Source organism: Jeongeupia sp. USM3, from assembly GCF_001808185.1.
Classification (GTDB): Bacteria; Pseudomonadota; Gammaproteobacteria; order Burkholderiales; family Chitinibacteraceae; genus Jeongeupia.
This window is the reverse complement of record NZ_CP017668.1, coordinates 793,041-811,893: the sequence shown is the minus strand read 5'-3', so window position 1 is coordinate 811,893 and position 18,853 is coordinate 793,041. Positions and strand designations below refer to the sequence as shown.

12 protein-coding genes are annotated in these 18,853 nt (G+C 66.2%); 10 read left to right on the top strand and 2 right to left on the bottom strand.

Going from position 1 to position 18,853, the window contains the following annotated elements:
- The 7 genes from BJP62_RS03675 to BJP62_RS03645 all read left to right on the top strand — a co-directional run bounded on the left by BJP62_RS03675 (nt 1) and on the right by BJP62_RS03645 (nt 14,743).
- Complete coding sequence (locus tag BJP62_RS03675; RefSeq protein WP_070526658.1) at nt 1-2,457, top strand: acyl-CoA dehydrogenase; 2,457 nt, start codon at nt 1-3, stop codon at nt 2,455-2,457.
- Nucleotides 2,458-2,596: 139 nt separating this feature from the next.
- The gene (locus BJP62_RS03670; protein ID WP_070526655.1) at nt 2,597-3,994 is read left to right on the top strand and encodes an OmpP1/FadL family transporter; all 1,398 of its coding nucleotides are present in this window, start codon (nt 2,597-2,599) and stop codon (nt 3,992-3,994) included.
- Nucleotides 3,995-4,080: 86 nt separating this feature from the next.
- A complete protein-coding gene (locus tag BJP62_RS03665) occupies nt 4,081-6,462 on the top strand; it encodes a 3-hydroxyacyl-CoA dehydrogenase/enoyl-CoA hydratase family protein (RefSeq protein WP_070526653.1) in 2,382 nt (793 codons plus the stop codon).
- Nucleotides 6,463-6,663: 201 nt separating this feature from the next.
- Complete coding sequence (locus tag BJP62_RS03660; RefSeq protein WP_070526651.1) at nt 6,664-7,869, top strand: acetyl-CoA C-acyltransferase; 1,206 nt, start codon at nt 6,664-6,666, stop codon at nt 7,867-7,869.
- 73 nt (nt 7,870-7,942) lie between these two features.
- Complete coding sequence (locus BJP62_RS03655; RefSeq protein WP_070526648.1) at nt 7,943-8,515, top strand: chalcone isomerase family protein; 573 nt, start codon at nt 7,943-7,945, stop codon at nt 8,513-8,515.
- 569 nt (nt 8,516-9,084) lie between these two features.
- On the top strand, nt 9,085-10,839 hold the full coding sequence (locus BJP62_RS03650) for an autotransporter assembly complex family protein (protein ID WP_083300681.1): 1,755 nt from the start codon (nt 9,085-9,087) through the stop codon (nt 10,837-10,839).
- 1 nt (nt 10,840) lies between these two features.
- On the top strand, nt 10,841-14,743 hold the full coding sequence (locus BJP62_RS03645) for a translocation/assembly module TamB domain-containing protein (protein WP_070526643.1): 3,903 nt from the start codon (nt 10,841-10,843) through the stop codon (nt 14,741-14,743).
- On the opposite strand, the gene BJP62_RS03640 is transcribed toward BJP62_RS03645, so the two are convergent.
- Nucleotides 14,740-15,423: a ComF family protein gene (locus BJP62_RS03640; protein ID WP_205700955.1), complete on the bottom strand. Its 684-nt coding sequence runs from the start codon at nt 15,421-15,423 to the stop codon at nt 14,740-14,742. The genes BJP62_RS03645 and BJP62_RS03640 overlap by 4 nt on opposite strands.
- 75 nt (nt 15,424-15,498) lie before the next feature.
- Between BJP62_RS03640 and bioB the strand changes: the two genes are divergently transcribed.
- The 3 genes from bioB (at nt 15,499) to BJP62_RS03625 (ending at nt 17,854) form a co-directional block, all read left to right on the top strand.
- Entirely contained in the window at nt 15,499-16,476 is a 978-nt protein-coding gene (bioB, locus tag BJP62_RS03635) for a biotin synthase BioB (protein WP_070526640.1), read from the top strand.
- 113 nt (nt 16,477-16,589) lie between these two features.
- Nucleotides 16,590-17,387, top strand: a complete 798-nt coding sequence (locus BJP62_RS03630) for a distant relative of cell wall-associated hydrolase (RefSeq protein WP_236943655.1) — start codon at nt 16,590-16,592, stop codon at nt 17,385-17,387.
- A gap of 11 nt (nt 17,388-17,398) precedes the next feature.
- Nucleotides 17,399-17,854, top strand: a complete 456-nt coding sequence (locus BJP62_RS03625) for a DUF2214 family protein (protein WP_070526634.1) — start codon at nt 17,399-17,401, stop codon at nt 17,852-17,854.
- A gap of 54 nt (nt 17,855-17,908) precedes the next feature.
- Here BJP62_RS03625 and BJP62_RS03620 read toward each other — a convergent pair whose 3' ends face one another.
- Nucleotides 17,909-18,817, bottom strand: coding sequence for a recombination-associated protein RdgC (locus BJP62_RS03620; RefSeq protein ID WP_070526631.1), 909 nt, complete (start codon nt 18,815-18,817; stop codon nt 17,909-17,911).
- Between the last annotated feature and the right edge of the window lie 36 nt (nt 18,818-18,853).

Genomic DNA, 18,853 nt, shown 5'->3' with positions numbered 1-18,853 from the left:
ATGACCGCACTGATCGGAATCGCCGTCGTTCTGGTCGCCTTCCTGGTGCTTGCCTACCGGCGCGCACCGTTGTGGCTGACATCGCTCGTGGTCCTGGCCGGACTGGGCTACTGTATCGCCGCGCAAGGCGCGCACTGGGCCTGGGGCGCGGGCGCGCTTGCCGTGCTCGCGGTGCTGAACCTCAAGCCGCTGCGCCGCGCGATCGTCACCGGTCCGCTGTTCTCTGTCTTCAAGAAAATCACCCCGCCGATGTCGCAGACCGAACAGGAAGCGATCGATGCCGGCACCGTCTGGTGGGACCGTGACCTGTTCTCGGGCAAGCCCGACTACGACAAGCTGCACAGCTATCCGGCGCCGAAGCTGACCGCCGAGGAAGAGGCCTTCCTCAACGGCCCGACCGAAACGCTGTGCCAGATGCTCGACGACTGGCAGATCACGCAGGAAACCAAGGACCTGCCGCCCGAAGTCTGGCAGTTCATCAAGGACAACGGCTTCCTGGGCATGATCATCAAGAAGCAGTTCGGCGGGAAGGAGTTCTCGAACTACGCCCATGCCCGCGTCGTCACCAAGATCGCCACCCGCTCGGGCTCGGCCGCGGTGACCGTGATGGTGCCGAACTCGCTCGGCCCGGGCGAACTGCTGCAGCACTACGGCACCGATGCGCAGAAGAACTACTACCTGCCGCGCCTGGCCAAGGGCCTCGACATCCCGTGCTTTGCGCTGACCAGCCCGGAAGCCGGCTCCGACGCCGGCGGCATCCCCGACTACGGCATCGTCTGCCGCGGCAGCTACACCGATCCGCGTACCGGCGAGAAGCACGACAACGTGCTCGGCATGCGCGTGACCTGGGAAAAGCGCTACATCACCCTCGGCCCGGTCGCGACCGTGCTCGGTCTGGCGTTCAAGCTCTATGACCCGGAGCACCTGCTTGGCGACAAGGACGACATCGGCATCACCTGCGCGCTGATTCCGACCAACCACGAAGGCGTGAGCATCGGCCGCCGCCACTATCCGGGTACCGCGACGTTCCAGAACGGCCCGAACTGGGGCAAGGACGTGTTCATCCCGATGGACTGGATCATCGGCGGCAAGGACTACGTCGGCCAGGGCTGGCGCATGCTGGTCGAGTGCCTGTCGGTCGGCCGCTGCATCTCGCTGCCGGCCATGTCGGTCGCCTCGGGCAAGCTCGCCTCGTACACCACCGGTGCCTATGCCCGCATCCGCAACCAGTTCGGCATGTCGATCGGCAAGTTCGAGGGCGTCGACGAGGCGCTGGGCCGGATCGGTGGCTTCACCTACCAGATGGATGCGGCGCAGCGTCTGGCGCTGACCGCGCTCGACCTGGGCGAGAAGCCGTCGGTGCTGTCGGGCATCCTCAAGTACCACAACACCGAACGCATGCGCAAAACCATCAATGACGCGATGGACGTGCATGCCGGCAAGGCCGTCTGCACCGGCCCGCGCAACTATCTGGCGCTCGGTTACGGCGCGATTCCGGTCGCGATCACCGTCGAGGGCGCGAACATCCTCACCCGCTCGATGATCATCTTCGGTCAGGGCGCGATCCGCTGCCATCCCTTCGTGCTGAAGGAAATGCGCGCGGCCATGGGCAACGACGGCAAGGCTTTCGACGACGCCGTGATCGGCCACATCGGCTTCACGGTGTCGAACGCGGTGCGTGCGCTGGTGCTCGGCGTGACCGGTGCCAAGCTGGCCGGCGGCGGCAAGAACGGCCCGACCGCGCAGTACTACCGCGACATCACCCGTCTGTCGTCGGCGTTCGCCTTCCTCGCCGACATGGGCATGGCCTCGCTCGGCGGCAGCCTGAAGTTCAAGGAAAAACTGTCGGCCCGTCTTGGCGACATGCTGTCGAACCTGTACATCGCCACCGCGTCGCTGAAGAAGTTCGAGGACGACGGTGCGCCGGCGGAGGACCTGCCGCTGCTGCGCTGGGCCGTCGAGACCGCGCTGTTCGACTGCCAGGAAGCGATGAACGGTTTCCTCGCCAACCACCCGAGCGGTGCGCTGGCGTGGCTGATGCGCCGCGTGGTGTTCCCGTTCGGCCTGTCGTACAAGCCGGCCAGCGACCGCACCGGTACCGCCGTCGCCAAGCTGCTGATGGAACCGTCGGCTGCGCGGGATCGTCTGGTGCACTACATGTATCGCTCGAAGGACGAGAACGATGCCGTCGGCGTGCTCGAGCATGCACTGAAGGCCGTGATCGAGACCGAGGCGCTCGAAGGCAAGCTGCGCAGCGCGCAGCGCAAGGGCCAGCTCGCCGGCATCACCGCGCACGAGAAGCTCGAGGACGCCCGCAACAAGGGGCTGATCAACGACATCGAGTTCGCCGCGGTGCAGCGCGCACGCCGGCTGAAGCGTGAAGTGATCATGGTCGACGACTTCGATCCGCAACTGGCGATGGCCGATTCCGGCGCAATCCATCGCAAAGTGATCTGATCGCGCAACGAAACAGGGCGATAGGTAGTGTGATTATTGACACTACATCGCCCGGTGCCGAACCATAGATAAATCGCTCGTTTGAAAAGAGTGATTGAAAAACATACTTGCAGCCCTGCTGCGTCTAAGGAGAGCACGAATGAAACAGATCGCGTTTGCGTTGCGCATGATTGGTGCAGGGAGCCTGGTCGTGGCAGCGGCCGGGGCCAACGCATCCGGTTACAACTTCGGCGTACAGAGCGTCAGCGCACAAGGGGTCGCCAATTCGGCGGGCGCGGCGGCTCAGGATGCCACGACGATTTACTACAACCCGGCCGGCATGACCTATCTGCCGGGGACCAACATCTCCGGCGGTCTGGTCATCGTCGATCCGCACATCAACGCCGAGAACGTCAGCGCCACGACCGCGGCCGGCCGCCAGATCAGCGGCAGCAGCCCCGGTGATCCGACGTCGCCGGTTGCGGTGCCGCAGCTGTACCTCTCGCACCAGATCAATGACCAGCTCTGGCTCGGCCTTGGCATGTTCGTGCCGTTCGGCGATGCGATCGAGTACGACAGCAACTGGGTGGGCCGCTACAACGGCAACACGCTGGACATGATGACGATCGCGCTCAACCCGAGCTTCGCGTTCAAGATCAACGAGCAGTTCTCGGTTGGCGCCGGCTTCACCGTGCAGTACATGGACGCCACGTTCAAGAAGCGCGCCGACTTCGGCACCCAGGCCGGGGCGACGGTCGTCGGCGGCCAGCCGCTGGCTGCGCGGAACCCGGCGCTCGTCGCCGGCACCGGCCAGTACGACGGCGAACTCGACTACGAGGGAACCGACTGGGGCTTCGGCTTCAACCTCGGCGCGATGTGGCAGGTCGACCCGACCTTGCGGATCGGTACCGCCTACCGCTCGAGCATCAAGCACAAGCTCGACGGCGACGCGAACTGGACTCGTCCGAGCACGCTGGGCCTTGGCGCGCTCGACGCGACCGTGATCGGCAATCTGGCGCTCAAGGGTTACCGCAACGGCAGCGGCACCGTCGAAGTCGATACGCCGGATTCGTACTCGCTGAACTTCTACAAGGTGATCAACGACCAGCTCGCCGTGATGGGCGACTGGACCTACACCTGGCACTCGAAGTTCGAGGAACTGCGGCTGAAGTTCAATACCGGCCTGCCGGACGCGGTGATCGAGCAGGACTGGAAGAACACCAGCCGCTACTCGCTGGGTGCAACGTACAAGGTCAACGATCCGCTGACGCTGCGCTTTGGCCTCGCCTACGACCAGAGCCCGGTGCCGAGCGAGACCGAGCGCATTGCCGCGCTGCCGGACAACGACCGGATCTGGTACTCGATCGGCGCCAACTATGCTTTCAGCAAGAACCTGTCGATGGACGTGGCGTACACCTACGTCGACATCCAGGACGCGAGCATGAACAACAAGGAATGCTCGGCGGCCAACGGATGTACAGGCAGCGGTACGACGACCAAGGCCAACTTCAAGAGCTACGCCAACATTCTTGGCGCGCAACTCAACTACCGCTTCTAAGGCAGGACGGCGGACGGGGCAACCCGTCCGTCACCGCGGCCGGCCGGCCGCAGCCTTTGGGGGCGTTTTCCACGCGGGGATAATGCATGTCTAACGTATCGCAGAAACAGATCCGCAAGGTCGCGGTGCTCGGCGCCGGCGTCATGGGGGCGCAGATTGCCGCCCATCTCGCCAACGCAGGGATCGAGACCGTGCTCTTCGATCTGCCGGCCAAGGAAGGCCCGGCCAACGGCATCGTGCTCAAGGCCATCGACAACCTGAAGAAGCTCAGGCCCGCGCCGCTGATGTCGGCGATGCGCGCCGACCTGATCGACGCCGCCAACTACGGCAGCGATCTGGCCAAGCTGGGCGACTGTGACCTGGTGATCGAAGCAATCGCCGAACGCCTGGACTGGAAACTCGATCTGTACGCGAAGATCGCACCGCATCTGGCACCGCACGCGATTCTCGCGACCAATACCTCCGGCCTGTCGATCCAGAAACTGGCCGATGGCGTGCCGGGTGAACTGAAGTCCCGCTTCTGCGGCATCCACTTCTTCAACCCGCCGCGCTACATGTACCTCGTGGAGCTGATCCCGACCGCCGGCACCGAAACCGCCGAGCTCGACGCGCTGGAGACCTTCCTGGTCACCCGTCTGGGCAAGGGCGTCGTGCGCGCCAAGGACACCCCGAACTTCATCGCCAACCGCATCGGCGTGTTCTCGATGCTGGCGACGATCCACCACGCCGAACAGTTCGGCATCCGATTCGACGTCGTCGACGACCTGACCGGCCCGCGCATGGGCCGGCCGAAGTCGGCGACCTTCCGCACCGCCGACGTCGTCGGTCTGGATACCTTCGCGCACGTCGTCAAGACCATGACCGACAACCTGCCGGATGATCCTTGGGCGGCGTATTACAACAGCCCGGCGTGGCTGACCGCGCTGATCGGACAGGGCGCGCTGGGCCAGAAGACCCGCGCCGGCATCTACAAGAAGGAAGGCCGCGACCTCTTCGTGCTCGACCCGAAGGCGGGCCAGTACGTGCCGTCCGGCCAGAAGGGCAGCGACGAGGTCAAGGCGATCCTCAAGCTCGAGGACCCGGCGGCCAAGGTCAAGGCGCTGCGCGAGTCGGCGCATCCGGAAGCGCAGTTCCTCTGGGCCTGCCTGCGCGATGTGTGGCACTACGTGGCCACCCTGCTGGACGGCATCGCCGATTCGGCCCGCGACATCGATTTCGCAATCCGCTGGGGCTTCGGCTGGAAGCAGGGTCCGTTCGAGCTGTGGCAGGCCGCCGGCTGGAAGGCCGTGGCCGAAGCGGTGAGCGCCGACATCGCCGCCGGCAAGAGCATGGCGTCGACGCCGCTGCCGGCCTGGGTCGCCCAGCGTGAAGGCGTGCACGCGCCGGAAGGCAGCTACAGCGCCGCGCAGGACAAGCTGGTCGGCCGCTCGACCCTGCCGGTCTACGGCCGCCAGCTCTATCCGCCGCAACTCGTCGGCGACGCCGAGCCGAACTACGGCGAGACCGTGTTCGAGAACGACAGCGTCCGCATGTGGCTGCCGCCGGCAGCGACCGACGTGCCGGTGCTGTCGTTCAAGACCAAGGCGCACTGCATCGGCGCCGGCGTGCTTGCCGGCGTGCAGGAAGCGATCCGCATCGCCGAAGCGCGCTTCCAGGGGCTGGTGCTCTGGCACCCGGACGCGCCGTTCTCGGTCGGCGCCGATCTGGCCAGCATGGGCCCGGCGTTCATGACTGGCGACTTCGACGCGATCGAAAACATGGTCGCCGAATTCCAGCGTGCGTCGATGGCGATCAAGTACGCCAAGGTGCCGGTGGTCGGTGCGGCGCAGGGCTACGCCTTCGGTGGCGGCTGCGAGTTCCTGATGCACTGCGCGCGGGTCGTTGCAGCGGTCGAAACCTATATCGGCCTCGTCGAAGTCGGCGTCGGCCTGCTGCCGGCCGGTGGCGGCTGCAAGGAGTTCGCGCTGCGCGCCAGCCGCGAAGCCAAGGGTGGCGACATCCTCGGCGTACTCAAGGACTACTACCTGGCAATGGCGATGGCCAAGGTCGGCACCAGTGCCGAGGAAGGCCAGCAGATCGGTTACCTGCGCGAGTCGGACATCGTGCTGTTCAACAGCAACGAGCTGCTGTTCGTTGCGCAGGCGCAGGTCCGCGCGCTGGCCGCCACCGGCTACCGTGCACCGGTGAAGCCCAAGGCGTTCCCGGTCGCCGGCCGTACCGGTGCCGCGACGATCAAGGGCCAGCTGGTGAACATGCTCGAGGGCGGCTTCATCTCCAAGTACGACTACCACATCGGCGTGCAGATCGCCGAAGTCGTGACCGGCGGCGATGTCGAGGCCGGCACGCTGGTCAACGAGGAGTGGATTCTCAAGCTGGAGCGCGAGCGCTTCATGGGCCTGCTGAAGAAGGGCAAGACCCAGGAACGCATCATGTACATGCTGGAGAACAATAAACCTCTCCGGAACTGATCTGCGGGCCTCCGCGGCGCATGGCGGCGTCACCGGGGCTGGTTCGGCATGCTCATGGGCTTCAGCCCATTCCGCTGCCTCGCCATCCCCGTTCCTTGCCCTGCGCCACGGCCTTCCCGCAGCTCCAGCTGCTTTGCACTGACCAGTTCAGCCGATTTGAATACGGGCTTGATTGCCCAATGAATGCTTAGGAGCTCTGCAATGAGCAAACAGATTCAGGAAGTCTATATCGTCGCCGCGACCCGCACGCCGGTCGGCAAGGCGCCGCGCGGCATGATGAAGAACGTGCGTCCGGACGACATGCTGGCGCACGTGATCAAGGGCGCGATGGCGCAGGTGCCAGGCCTCGACCCGGCGCGCGTCGACGATGTCGTCGTCGGTTGCGCGATGCCGGAAGCCGAGCAGGGCATGAACATGGCCCGGATCGGCGCCTTGCTCGCCGGCCTGCCGGACACCGTCGGCGGCATCACCATCAACCGCTTCTGCTCGTCGGGCATCAACGCCGTGTCGATGGCCGCCGACCGCATCCGCGTCGGTGAAGCCGACGTGATGATCGCCGCCGGTGCCGAGTCGATGTCGATGGTGCCGATGATGGGCAACAAGATCGCGCTGAACCCGGAGTTCTTCGCCAGCAACGAAAACATGGCGATCGCCTTCGGCATGGGCCTGACCGCCGAGAAGGTCGCCATCCAGTGGAATGTCAGCCGCGAGGATCAGGATGCATTCGCGGTCGAATCGCACCGCCGTGCGCTGGCCGCGATCGAATCGGGTGCGTTTGCCGATGAAATCACCCCGCTCGACGTGACCTACCGCGTGCCGAATCTGGCCACCGGCGAAGTCGAGCTGGTCAAGAAGACGCTGACCACTGACGAAGGCCCGCGCCGCGATACCAGCCTGGAAGGTCTGGCCAAGCTCAAGACGGTATTCGCCGCCAAGGGCTCGGTCACTGCCGGCAACAGCTCGCAGATGTCCGACGGCGCCGGTGCGCTGATTCTGGTGTCGGAAAAGGTGCTGAAGGAATACAACCTGACCCCGCTGGCCAAGTTCACGACCTTCGCGGTCAAGGGCGTGCCGCCGGCGATCATGGGCATCGGCCCGAAGGAAGCGATTCCGGCCGCACTGAAGCAGGCCGGCCTGACGCTGAACGACCTGGCGTGGATCGAGCTGAACGAAGCCTTTGCCGCGCAGGCGCTGGCCGTCAGCCGCGATCTGGGGCTGGACATGAGCCGCGTGAACCCGAACGGCGGGGCGATTGCGCTCGGCCACCCGCTCGGCGCCACCGGTGCGATCCGCGCCGCAACGCTAATCCACGGCCTGCGCCGCCAGGGCAAGCCGGGTGCCTACGGCATGGTGACGATGTGCATCGGCACCGGCATGGGCGCCGCCGGCATCATCCAGGTGCTTTGAGGCCGCAACGAGTTTCACTCTGCCTGTCTTTTGCCCACGCTGATCCCGTGGGCTTTTTTTCTGGAGGACGACGATGAAAAAACGCGCAATCTCGCTGGCCCTGACGCTGGCCCTGTTCGCCACAGCGGCCCATGCGCTCGACGTTGGCGGCACGACGGTGCCCGACAAGACCGAGGTGGCCGGACAGTCGCTGCAGCTGAACGGCGCCGGCATCCGCAAGAAGGTGGTGTTCGATGTCTACGTGGCGTCGCTCTATACGGCGGTCAAGGCCAGCGATGCGGCGGCGGTGATCAGCGCAAGCACGCCCCGGCGGATTGAGCTGCGCATGCTGCGCGAAGTGTCGGCCAGCACGATGCACGAATCGTTCGTCGACGGCCTGAAGGACAACGTCGCGGCGGCCGAGCTCAAGCGTTTTGCGCCGCAGCTCGACGCGCTCGACAAGGTGTTCCGCGAGGTCAAGACGGTCGGCAAGGGCGACGTGATCCAGCTCGACGTGCTGCCGGGGCAGGGGACGCGCGTTTCGGTGCGCGGCAAGGCCTACCCGACGATCGCCGGCGACGATTTCGCGTCGGCGCTGCTGTCGATCTGGCTGGGCAAGGCGCCGGTGCAGCCGGGGCTCAAGGCGCAGTTGCTCGGCGCGCGCTGATCACCGGTGCGTTTTGCCCGAAAGGACTGCTGCGGCAGTCCTTTTGTTTTATGTAGTGAGGTTACATGTTGATTTTTCTGTCAAAGCCGATTGCTACATTGTTATTTCAATAGTTTCTTATGTTGTAGCGGATTTGATGTAGTCAGTTACATTGAGTAACCGATAAATATAGGTAGTAAAAGTACGAAAACGCTTGCGTAAAAAATGTAGTCTTGCTAAAGTTCACCCATGCCAGCAAGCCTGCTGACATCGCTGAACCAAGACCCTCTCCAAGGAGACGGACATGAAGACCCTGCTGAAAATCGTCAAGAACGTCGAGAAGGCCCAGTGCCTGATCGTGAAATCTTACGGATGGCGTCTGACGCTCGTTCGTTGATGTAATGCGCGGCAACGCGCATCTCTGTAGTACCCGGCCTCTTGGCCGTTATCGACTCCTCCTATTGATGCCCGTGCATCGGCCCCAGTGGCCGGGCCGGGCAATTTTTTTTGTTTGTCGCGCTTTCGTACCGAATCGCCGCTGCGGAGTGGCTTTCGGCTAAAGTACGGTGTTTCCAGCCCGCCTTCGTCGCATGTCCTTCCTGACGCGTTCCGCCCTGTTGAGTCTTGTGTTTGCCGCGGGCGTTGCCTGGGCCGATGACGGCGAGCCGGTCAGCTATCAGGTCCAGATCGATGCGCCATCCGACATCGAGAAGCTGCTCGAACGCTACCTCGACCTGTACCGCTGGCGCGACGAGAAAAAGACCACGCCGGACAGCCTGCAACTGCTCGTCGACCGGACTCCGGAGGAGGCGGCCTCGCTGCTGCGCACGCTCGGCTACTTCTCGGCCAAGATCACCAGCAAGCTGGTGCACGAGGATGGACGCTACCGCGCGACGGTCAGCGTCGACCCGGGTCCGCTGACCCGGGTCCGCACGATCGACTTCCAGCTGACCGGCCCGATCACCGACGACCCCGACTATTACAAGCGCGCACTCGAGCGGCTCGAGGCCGGCTGGGCGCTGAGCGAGGGCGACGTGTTCACGCAGTCGGCGTGGTCGGACACCAAGCAGCGCGTACTCAACCGGATCCTTGCCCGCCGCTACCTGACCGCGCACATCGCCAGGAGCGAGGTCAGCGTCGATCCGGCAGTCAACACCGCCGACATCACGCTGGTCGTCGACAGCGGCCCGGCCTACGTGCTCGGGCCGGTGACGATCAAGGGGCTGCAGCGCTACCCGGAACGCATCGTCACGAACCGGATCGACCTGCAGGAAGGCGGCGAATACCGGCGCAAGGATCTGGCCGACCTGCAGACCGACCTGCAATCGATGCCGCAGTTCGGCGCCGCGGTGGTCGAGGCCGAGCCGTCGCCGACGCCGCCCTACGTTGCGCCGGTGGTGGTCAACCTGCAGGAAGTCCCGCTGAACAAGCTGGCACTGTCGCTCGGTTACAGCACCAATACCGGGCCCCGTGCCGAGGCGCAGTATTACTACAACAACCTGCTCGATCGCGGCTGGGTCGGCGGCATTCGCGCCAAGCTCGACGGCGACGAGCAGGAGGGCGAACTGTCGGTCGATTTTCCGCAGTTCAAGAGCGGCTATTCGCACCGCGCCTATGTCAACTACACCAGCAGCACCGTCGAGGGGCTCGATACCCAGACGTACAAGGGCGGCGTGTTCCGTACGCGCAAGGAAGACCTGATCGACCGCACGCTCGGGATCGAATACCTGCGCGAGCGCCGCGTCAACGCCGACGACCAGATCGAGCGGCCGCAGGCGCTGGTCGCCTACTACAAGTGGATACGCCGCGACCTTGACAACCGGCGCGATCCGAAGAAAGGCAACATCCTGCAGCTCGAGGGGGCCGGCGCGGTTCAAGGGCTGGCCACCGACGAGTCGTTTGTCCAGCTTTATGGCCAGGGCGTGCAGTACTGGAAGGTCGGTACCGGCGACGTCGCCTTCATCCGGCTCGAACTCGGGCAGAACTTCACCCAGGACCCGAGCAAGGTGCCGACCGACTACCTGTTCCGCGCCGGCGGCGCCAACAGCGTGCGCGGCTATGACTACCAGAGCCTCGGCATCGTCAATGGCGGGACGACCGAGCCGGGCCGCGTGCTGGCGACGGCGACCATGGAGTACCAGCATGCCGTCTACAAGGACTGGCGCGCGGCGGTGTTCGTCGACTATGGCGACGCCGCGGACAGCTGGCGCAGCTACGACGGCCAGACCGGCGTCGGCGCCGGTGCGCGCTGGGTCAGCCCGGTCGGCGTGCTCGGCGCCGACCTCGCCTACGGGATCGACGCCGAGCAGTGGCGTTTCTACTTTTCGCTCGGGTTGACGTTCTGACATGGACCACGTCGATATGGACCACGACGCGCCACCGCCGCCGACAGACCAGGCACCGCCGCCCAAGCCCAAGCCCAGGCGCAGCGTGCTGCGCTGGTTGGTCTGGGGCGTGCTCGGCACCGTGCTGCTGCTGGTCGGGCTCGTGGCAGGCGGCCTCGCCTGGATCGACAGCGCCGCCGGCCACCGCTGGCTGGTCGAACGGGTCAATGCCAGCGGCGTGGCCAGACTCAAGTCGATCGACGGCTCGCTGTGGCGCGGCCTGACCATTGACGGCCTGGTCGTTGATACCGCATCGGTGACGGTCAGACTCGACCGCGGCTACCTCGAATGGACACCCGAGGCGCTGCTGGCGCGGCGGGTATCGCTTGCACGACTCGAACTCGGTCATCTCGATATCGCGACCAAGCCCTCGCCGCCGCACCAGCCGCCGTCGCCACCGCCGACGTCGCTGAAGCTGCCGGTCGCGATCGACGTCGACGCCGCGAGCCTGCAACGGTTCACGCTCGCCGGCTCGCCGGTCGACCTGACGAATGTGCGGCTGAACCTGCACAGCGACGGCACGACGCATCGGCTCGACCTGCAGCAGCTCGACACGCCGCGCGGCCGGGTCAAGGCTCAGCTGTCGCTCGGCGGCCAGGCGCCGTTTGCCGTCAGCGGCCGGCTTGGCTACGCCGGCATGATCGAAGAGCGCAAGCTGGAGAGCGAGTTGGATCTGAGCGGCTCGTTGCGCGACCTCGGCCTGGTCGGTGCGGTCAAGGGCGAGAACGTCGGCATCGACCTCGACAGCCGGCTCGACGTGTTCGCACCGTATGCCTACGCGATGTTGAAGGCGGCGAAGCTGAAGGCGCACGGTGTCAATCCTGCGGCATTGCAGCCGGGCCTGCCGAAGGCGCTGCTCGACGTCGATCTGGCGCTGACGCCGAGCACCGGCAAGCTCGCCGCAGGGCGGCTGTCGCTGAAAAACGGCCTGCCCGGGCCGGCCAACGCCGAGCGCATCCCGCTGACGTCGCTGGCTGCCGATTTCACGCTCAGCGAGTCGCACCTCGACCTGACGTCGCTGCTTGCGTCGCTTCCGGGCGGCGGCGAGCTCAGGGGGCGCGGGCGCTTCCGCGCCGACCAGCTCGACGCGACGATAGACATCGCCGGTCTGGATCTGTCGCAACTGGTGCAGCAGCAGCCGAGAAGCCGGCTCGCCGGCCAGATCCTGCTGAAAGGGCCGTACGCAGCCCCCGACGTCCGGGCCAGGCTCGACGATCCAACCTACAAGGCCTCGCTGACGGCCGATCTCGGCTGGATACGTCCGAAGACCGAGCGGCGGCTGGCGGTGCGCACTGCCGAGCTCAAGCGCGGCAACAGTACGCTGGCGCTGAAGGGCGAGTTCGGTTTCGAGCGTGAGGACTTCATTGCCGAGGCCCGGCTGAGCAACGTCAACCCGGCCGAATTTGCCGCCGTTCCGGCCGGCCGGATCAGTGGCCGCGTCGACGCCAAGGGCGCGCTCAAACCGGCACTGGCGGCGACGCTGCACTACGAGCTGGCGCAAAGCACCTTCAACAACCGGCCGCTGTCGGGCAAGGGCGAGCTGGCGTTGAGCGAAACGCGGCTCAAGCACGCCGACCTGTGGCTGGCGCTCGGCAGCAACCGGGTCGCCGCCAAGGGCGCACTCGGCGCCGCCGGCGACAAACTCGACCTGCAGCTCGGCCTGAACAACCTCGGCGAGATCGGCGCCGGCTTTGCCGGCCGGGTGCAGGGGACGGCCCAGTTGCTCGGCACCTTCAAGCGCCCGCTGATCAAGACCGCGCTCGAAGTGAACGCGCTGGCGACGCCGTTCGGCGTCAAGCTGGCGCGCGGCACGGTCGATGGCCAGCTCTATGCCGACCTGAACAGCCCGCTGCGTTTCGATGTTGCGCTGTCCGGGCTCGAGGGTTTCGACGCCAGGATCGCCCAGCTCAAGCTCGACGTCGACGGCACCCGCGGCGCGCACGCGATCCGGCTGGCCGCGGCCGGCCAGTACCGCGACGAGCCGATCGGACTCGATCTGGCCGCCAGCGGCGGGCTCGATCCGCAGTGGCAGTGGCGCGGCAAGCTCACCCGGCTGGACGGTCGGGCAATGCTGCCGATCGCCCTGCAGTCGCCGCTCGACGCGACCTTCGGCGCGGCCCGGGTCGAACTCGGGTCGACGAGCCTCGCGGTCGGCGAAAGCCGGCTGCGGCTCGGCCGGCTGAGCTGGCAGCCCGGCCGGCTCGACACCGACGGCGTGTTCGAGAAACTCGTCGTCGGCGAACTGCTCAAGCTCGGCCAGATCAAGACGGTGCAGGGCGATCTGGTGCTGAACGGCCAGTGGCGGCTGGCGCAGGGGGCAACGCTCGACGGCGAGCTTGCGCTGAACCGGGTCGGCGGCGACATCCGCGTGCCGGCGACCGAACGCAGCCCGGCGCAGCCGCTGCAGCTCGACCAGCTGGCGCTGCGCGTGCTGGCCCGGCAGTCGGCGCTGACGCTCGACGGACAGGTACGCAGCAGCCGTTTCGGCCAGATCGCGCTCAGCGGCGACAGCCGCGTCGATGCGCCGAACTGGCAGCTTGCGATGGGGGCGCCGCTGGCGCTGCGGGCGACCGGCAGGCTGCCCGACCTGGCCAAGATCTCGCCGCTGATCAGCGACAGCCTGCAGCTCAAGGGGGCGATCGACTTCGACGTCAGCCGCAGCGGCCCGGTTTCGCAGGGCGTGCTTGCCGGCAGCATCAACGGTGACGGGCTGTCGATCCGCGATGGCGCGACCGGCGTGTCGCTGCAGGACGGCAAGGTCAGGATCAGGCTGACGCAGAGTCAGGTGCTGCTCGACACGTTCACGTTCAAGGGCGGCAAGGGCGAACTGAGCGCGACCGGCCGCGTCGACCTGAACGACAGTGGTGCCGACGCCGCCGCGACGATCGTGGCGCGCCAGCTGACGCTGATCAACAAGCCGGACATGCTGCTCGTCGTCTCGGGCAAGGGCGATGTCCGCTACGGCAAGGAAGGGCTGTCGGTGAGCGGCAACCTCAAGGCCGATCACGGTGACATCCGCTACAGCTCGACCGACGTGCCGCACCTGTCGGACGATGTGGTGATCGTCGGGCAGAAGAAGGAAGCCGGCAAGCCGCTGCCGCTGGCGAACCTGCAGTTTGAGGTCGACCTCGGCGACGATTTCCGTTTCCGCGGCTACGGACTCGAGGCGCAGCTTTCGGGCCTGTTGCGGCTGAAGACGACGCCGAACCAGTCGCTGCAGGGCTTCGGTACCGTCAAGGTCGAGGAGGGTACCTACCGAGCCTACGGCCAGAAGCTGGCGATCGAACGCGGCATCGTGTCGTTCTCGGGGCAGCTCGACAATCCGGGACTCGACATCCTCGCGGTGCGCGAAGGGCTGTCGGTCGAGGCCGGCGTCCAGGTCAAGGGTTCCGCACTCAACCCGCGGGTGACGCTGTATTCGGATCCGGTCGTGCCGGACAACGAGAAACTCTCGTGGCTGCTGTTCGGCCACGGTACCGACAGCATGGACAAGGGTGATTCGGCCGTGCTGCTGCAGCTGCTGAACGCGGCGCTGTCGAGCGGCGAGCCGGGCCAGAGCTTCTCGGACGAGCTGCTCGGCAACCTCGGCATCGACGAGGTCGGTGTCGCGTCGGACACGATGGAGGACGGGACGACGACCCAGGTCGTCACCGTCAGCAAGCGGCTCAACCGCTGGCTGACCCTCGGGCTGGACAAGAGCGTCAACGGGCTCAGGGACGCGGTCCGCTTTACCGTGCAGATGTCGCGGCGCTGGTCCTTCGTCACCCGGGTCGGCACCGACGAGAGCACCTTCGACGCCAAGTATTCAATCAACTTCGATTCGATTTTCGGCGACGACAAGCCGGCGACGAAACAGGGCAACTAGAGCGTCCGGGCGACGACCCAGGCCTCGACCCGCCGCGCGCCGGCGCGCTTGAGTATCCGGGCGACGGTGTCAGCGGTCAGGCCACTGGTCATCACGTCGTCGACGATCGCGATGCGTAGCCCGGCCACCGCGGTGTCGGCGGCAAAGGCGCCGCGCAGATTGCGGCGGCGTTCGGCAAGGCTCAGGTCGCTCTGGTGGCCGGTGTCGCGCACGCGGCCGATCAGGTCGTGGCGGACCGGCAGCCTCGTCCGCCTTGCCAGCACGTTGGCGATTTCGCCGGCCTGGTTATAGCCGCGTTCGCGCAGCCGGCCGGCATGCAGCGGAACCGGAACGATGACGTCGACATCGGGCGCGGCGGGCAGCCTTTGCGCCAGCAGCGTTGCCAGCGCATGCCACAAGGGCCAGCGGCCGGCGTACTTGGCCGCGGTGATCAGCCTTGCAGCCGCCATGCCGTAACGCAGCGCCGCAAGCGCGGCATCGAAGGCCGGCGGATCGGCGATGCAGCCGCCGCACAGGCCGCCGTCGAGCGTCGGCAGCGCACAGCGCGGGCAGCCCTGCGGTGGCAGATGCGGCAGGTCGGCGGCGCAATCGGCGCAGAAGACGTCGTGACAGAGGCGCCGGCACAGCGTGCAGGCGCCTGGCAGGGCGCTTGACCATGTGCCCGATCGCAAGATGTCCAAAAAATGGCGTGCTGAATTTGACAATGAGGCGACCCGTGCCGAGAATGGCGCACATCCTTTCTAGCCCATTCCGTCATGACGCAAACGATCGAATTCAAACGCCTGACCCCGCATCCGCAGCAGCAGAACTGGGGCCTCGACGACGTGGCGGCGCTGTTCGACCTGCCGTTCAACGACCTGTTGTTCCGCGCGCAGCAGGTGCATCGCGAGCACTTCGATGCGAACCGCGTCCAGCTGTCGACGCTGCTGTCGGTGAAGACCGGCGGCTGTTCGGAGGACTGCGGCTACTGTTCGCAATCGGCGCGCCACGACACCGGCCTCGAGCGCGAGACGCTGATGGATGCCGACGAAGTGATCGAGGTCGCGCGCATCGCCAAGGACAACGGCGCCAGCCGCTTCTGCATGGGCGCGGCATGGCGGGGGCCGAAGACCAAGGACCTCGAGTCGGTGAAGAAAATGATCGCCGGCGTCAAGGCGCTGGGGCTCGAGACCTGTGCGACGCTCGGCATGCTCAAGGACGGCCAGGCCGAGGAGCTGCGCGACGTCGGTCTCGACTATTACAACCACAACCTCGACACCAGTCCCGAGAAGTACGCCGACATCGTCAGCACGCATAGCTATGCCGACCGGCTCGATACGCTCGGCAAGGTGCGCAAGGCCGGCCTGCATGTCTGTACCGGCGGCATCGTCGGCCTCGGCGAAACCCGCCAGGACCGCGTCGGCCTGATCGCGCAGCTTGCCAACCTCGATCCGCAGCCCGATTCGGTGCCGATCAACAACCTTGTCAAGATCGAAGGCACGCCGCTGGCCGGCGATCAGGCCGTCGGCTGGACCGAGTTCGTCCGCACGATCGCGGTGGCACGGATCACGATGCCGAAGTCCTTCGTGCGCCTGTCGGCCGGCCGCCAGCAGATGGACGAGGCGACGCAGGCGCTGTGCTTCATGGCCGGCGCCAACTCGATCTTCTACGGCGACAAGCTGCTGACTACCGGCAACCCGGACGTCACGCGCGACAGGGCGCTGTTCGACAAACTCGACCTCAAACCGCTCTAAGCGCACCTTTCGCAGAAAACCCGGCGGTCTGCCGGGTTTTTTATGTCTTCCTGCTGACCACGGACTGGTGTTTTGTGAAAAAATCGCCGGATTCCAATCCGGTGGCAGCGAATGTGAAGGCATGGATGATCGCGGCATTTGCCGCCTGTTTCGGCGCGGGCTGTGCAACGCACGTCGACCCGCAGCGCATTGCCGCGCCGGGGCCGGCGGTCACGTTCCAGAGCAATGCGCTGCGTCCGGCGAACGGCGAGGCGCTGATCGGCGCCGACGCACTGCAGCCCGGCGACATCCTGCTCTCGACCGGCAACAGCCTGACGTCGGCCGGGATCAGGCTGATGACGACGGCGCCGGTCAGCCACGCGGCGCTCTATCTCGGTGACGGCGACGTCGCCGAAGCGGTCGGCAGCGGCGTGCGCCTGCGCAGGCTGGAGACGATGGTCGACGACGAGGCCGTCGTCGTCGCGTTCCGCCATCCGCGCTTCCAGCCCGAGCAGGGCGTGCCGATGCGCGATTTCGCCGATCGCAGCATCGGCCGGCGCTATGACTATGTCGGCGTGATGCTGCACGCGCCGTTCTCGCTGCAGCGGCGAATCTGCGAGCTGCCGCTGCTGCCGGCGCCGGCGCGTGAAGGCTGCCTGCGCGGCATCGCAACCATCCAGCTCGGCAGCGGCAGCGACGAACGCTTTTTCTGTTCGCAGTTCGTGCTCGAAGCGTACCGGCAGGTCGGCCTGCCGATGACCGACGCCGACCCGCGCTGGATCAGCCCGGCCGACATCCTGCACATGCGCGAGGGTGACGTGCCGTCGCAGCGTGCCAACCAGTCACTGGTCTACCTCGGCCATCTCAAGTTCCGCCCCGAGCCGGCCTTTCCGGCCCCGCCGACGATGCTCGGCAATGTCCAGCGCTTCTGAACGGAGTCACCATGCTGATCGATGCAATCCTCGCTGCTGCCCACTATCTGGCCATTTTCATGGTCATCACCTTCCTGAGCATCGAGACCGTGCTGGTCCGGCGCGAATGGATGCCGACCGCGGCGGCGCGGCTGGCGCGCTACGACATGCTGTATTTCATGATGGCGATGCTGGCGCTGGCCACCGGTCTCGGGCGGCTGTTCTACGGCATCAAGGGGGCCGAGTTCTACCTGCACAACCCGGTGTTCCACACCAAGCTCACCGTCTTCGTGCTGATCGGGCTGATCTCGATCTACCCGACGCGCCGTTTTCTCGCCTGGCGCAAGGCAGCCGCGGCGGACGCGGCCTTCGTTCCGCCCGACGTTGAGCTGGTCCGGGTACGCCGCTGCCTGATGTGGGAAACCCACCTGATCGTGCTGCTGCCCATCCTCGCGGTCCTGATGGCGCGCGGTTTTGGACTGCGCTGACCGGTCGCCGCCGGAAAAAAGCCGCCTCTGGGCGGCTTTTTTGCGACCGATGGCTCAGGCCGGCAGTTCGTCGCCGAGCGCCCGGATCAGCGCGGGGACGAACTCGCGCAGCGTGCCGACGGTGAGCGCAAGGCTCGAATCGAAGATCGCGGCCTGGTCGGCGGCGTCCATGTCCTTGAGCTCGTCCTGCAGCACGTCGAGCATGGTCAGCCGCTTGACCTCGAGCTTGTCGGTGAGCTGGAACGCGAGCTTGTCGTCCCACGACAGTGCCAGCTTGCTGGCGAGCAGGCCGTTTTCGAGGTGCTGCTTCACTTCGGCGGTGTCGAGCGGCTGGCGCGCGAGCCGGGTGATCGCGCCGTCGTCGCCGGGGGCGCGCAGCTCGGTGTCCTGGCCGAGGTCGAACTCGCCGGCGTCGGCCGATTCGAGCCACAGCGTCATCGCGGTTTCCGGCGTTACCTGGGTGTTGACGAGCCGCGTCGGCAGGCTGCCGAGCGTTTCGCGCAGCGTCGAGAGCAGTTGCTCGGCCTTGGCCGCCGACGCGCTCTCGACCAGCACCAGCCCAAGCTGCAGGTCGATGATCGCGCGCTGGCTGCGCGAGCGCGTAAACGCCTTCGGCAGCAGTTCCTCGGCGACGCGCTCGCGCAGCTCCTTGGCCTCCTTGCGGCCGACCTTGCGGTTCTCTTCGGCCTCGATCCGGGCGATCCGCTCCTCGGCTTCTTCCTTGACCACGCTGGCCGGCAGCAGCCTTTCCTCGGTCTTGAGCGCAACGAGGATCGCGTCGTCGAAGCCGTAGGCTTTCAGGTCCGGCGCATGCCGGGCGGGTGCAATCCAGCCCTGGCTCATCTGGTCGTGGCTGCCGCAGGGCAGCCACGGGCGCTTGGCCAGGCAGTCGCCGATGCTGTCGAGGCTGAGTGCGTGGTCGGGGGCGAGGCGGTAGAGCTGCAGATTGCGGAACCAGAGCATGGGGACATCCTTGATCAAACGGTCGCCGATTGTAGC

Bases quoted from the DNA above. Each gene is read 5' to 3' on its own strand.
- BJP62_RS03675 (WP_070526658.1), top strand. From the start codon at position 1: ATGACCGCACTGATCGGAATCGCCGTCGTTCTGGTCGCCTTCCTGGTG.
- BJP62_RS03670 (WP_070526655.1), top strand. From the start codon at position 2,597: ATGAAACAGATCGCGTTTGCGTTGCGCATGATTGGTGCAGGGAGCCTG.
- BJP62_RS03665 (WP_070526653.1), top strand. From the start codon at position 4,081: ATGTCTAACGTATCGCAGAAACAGATCCGCAAGGTCGCGGTGCTCGGC.
- BJP62_RS03660 (WP_070526651.1), top strand. From the start codon at position 6,664: ATGAGCAAACAGATTCAGGAAGTCTATATCGTCGCCGCGACCCGCACG.
- BJP62_RS03655 (WP_070526648.1), top strand. From the start codon at position 7,943: ATGAAAAAACGCGCAATCTCGCTGGCCCTGACGCTGGCCCTGTTCGCC.
- BJP62_RS03650 (WP_083300681.1), top strand. From the start codon at position 9,085: ATGTCCTTCCTGACGCGTTCCGCCCTGTTGAGTCTTGTGTTTGCCGCG.
- BJP62_RS03645 (WP_070526643.1), top strand. From the start codon at position 10,841: ATGGACCACGTCGATATGGACCACGACGCGCCACCGCCGCCGACAGAC.
- bioB (WP_070526640.1), top strand. From the start codon at position 15,499: ATGACGCAAACGATCGAATTCAAACGCCTGACCCCGCATCCGCAGCAG.
- BJP62_RS03625 (WP_070526634.1), top strand. From the start codon at position 17,399: ATGCTGATCGATGCAATCCTCGCTGCTGCCCACTATCTGGCCATTTTC.
- BJP62_RS03620 (WP_070526631.1), bottom strand. From the start codon at position 18,817: ATGCTCTGGTTCCGCAATCTGCAGCTCTACCGCCTCGCCCCCGACCAC.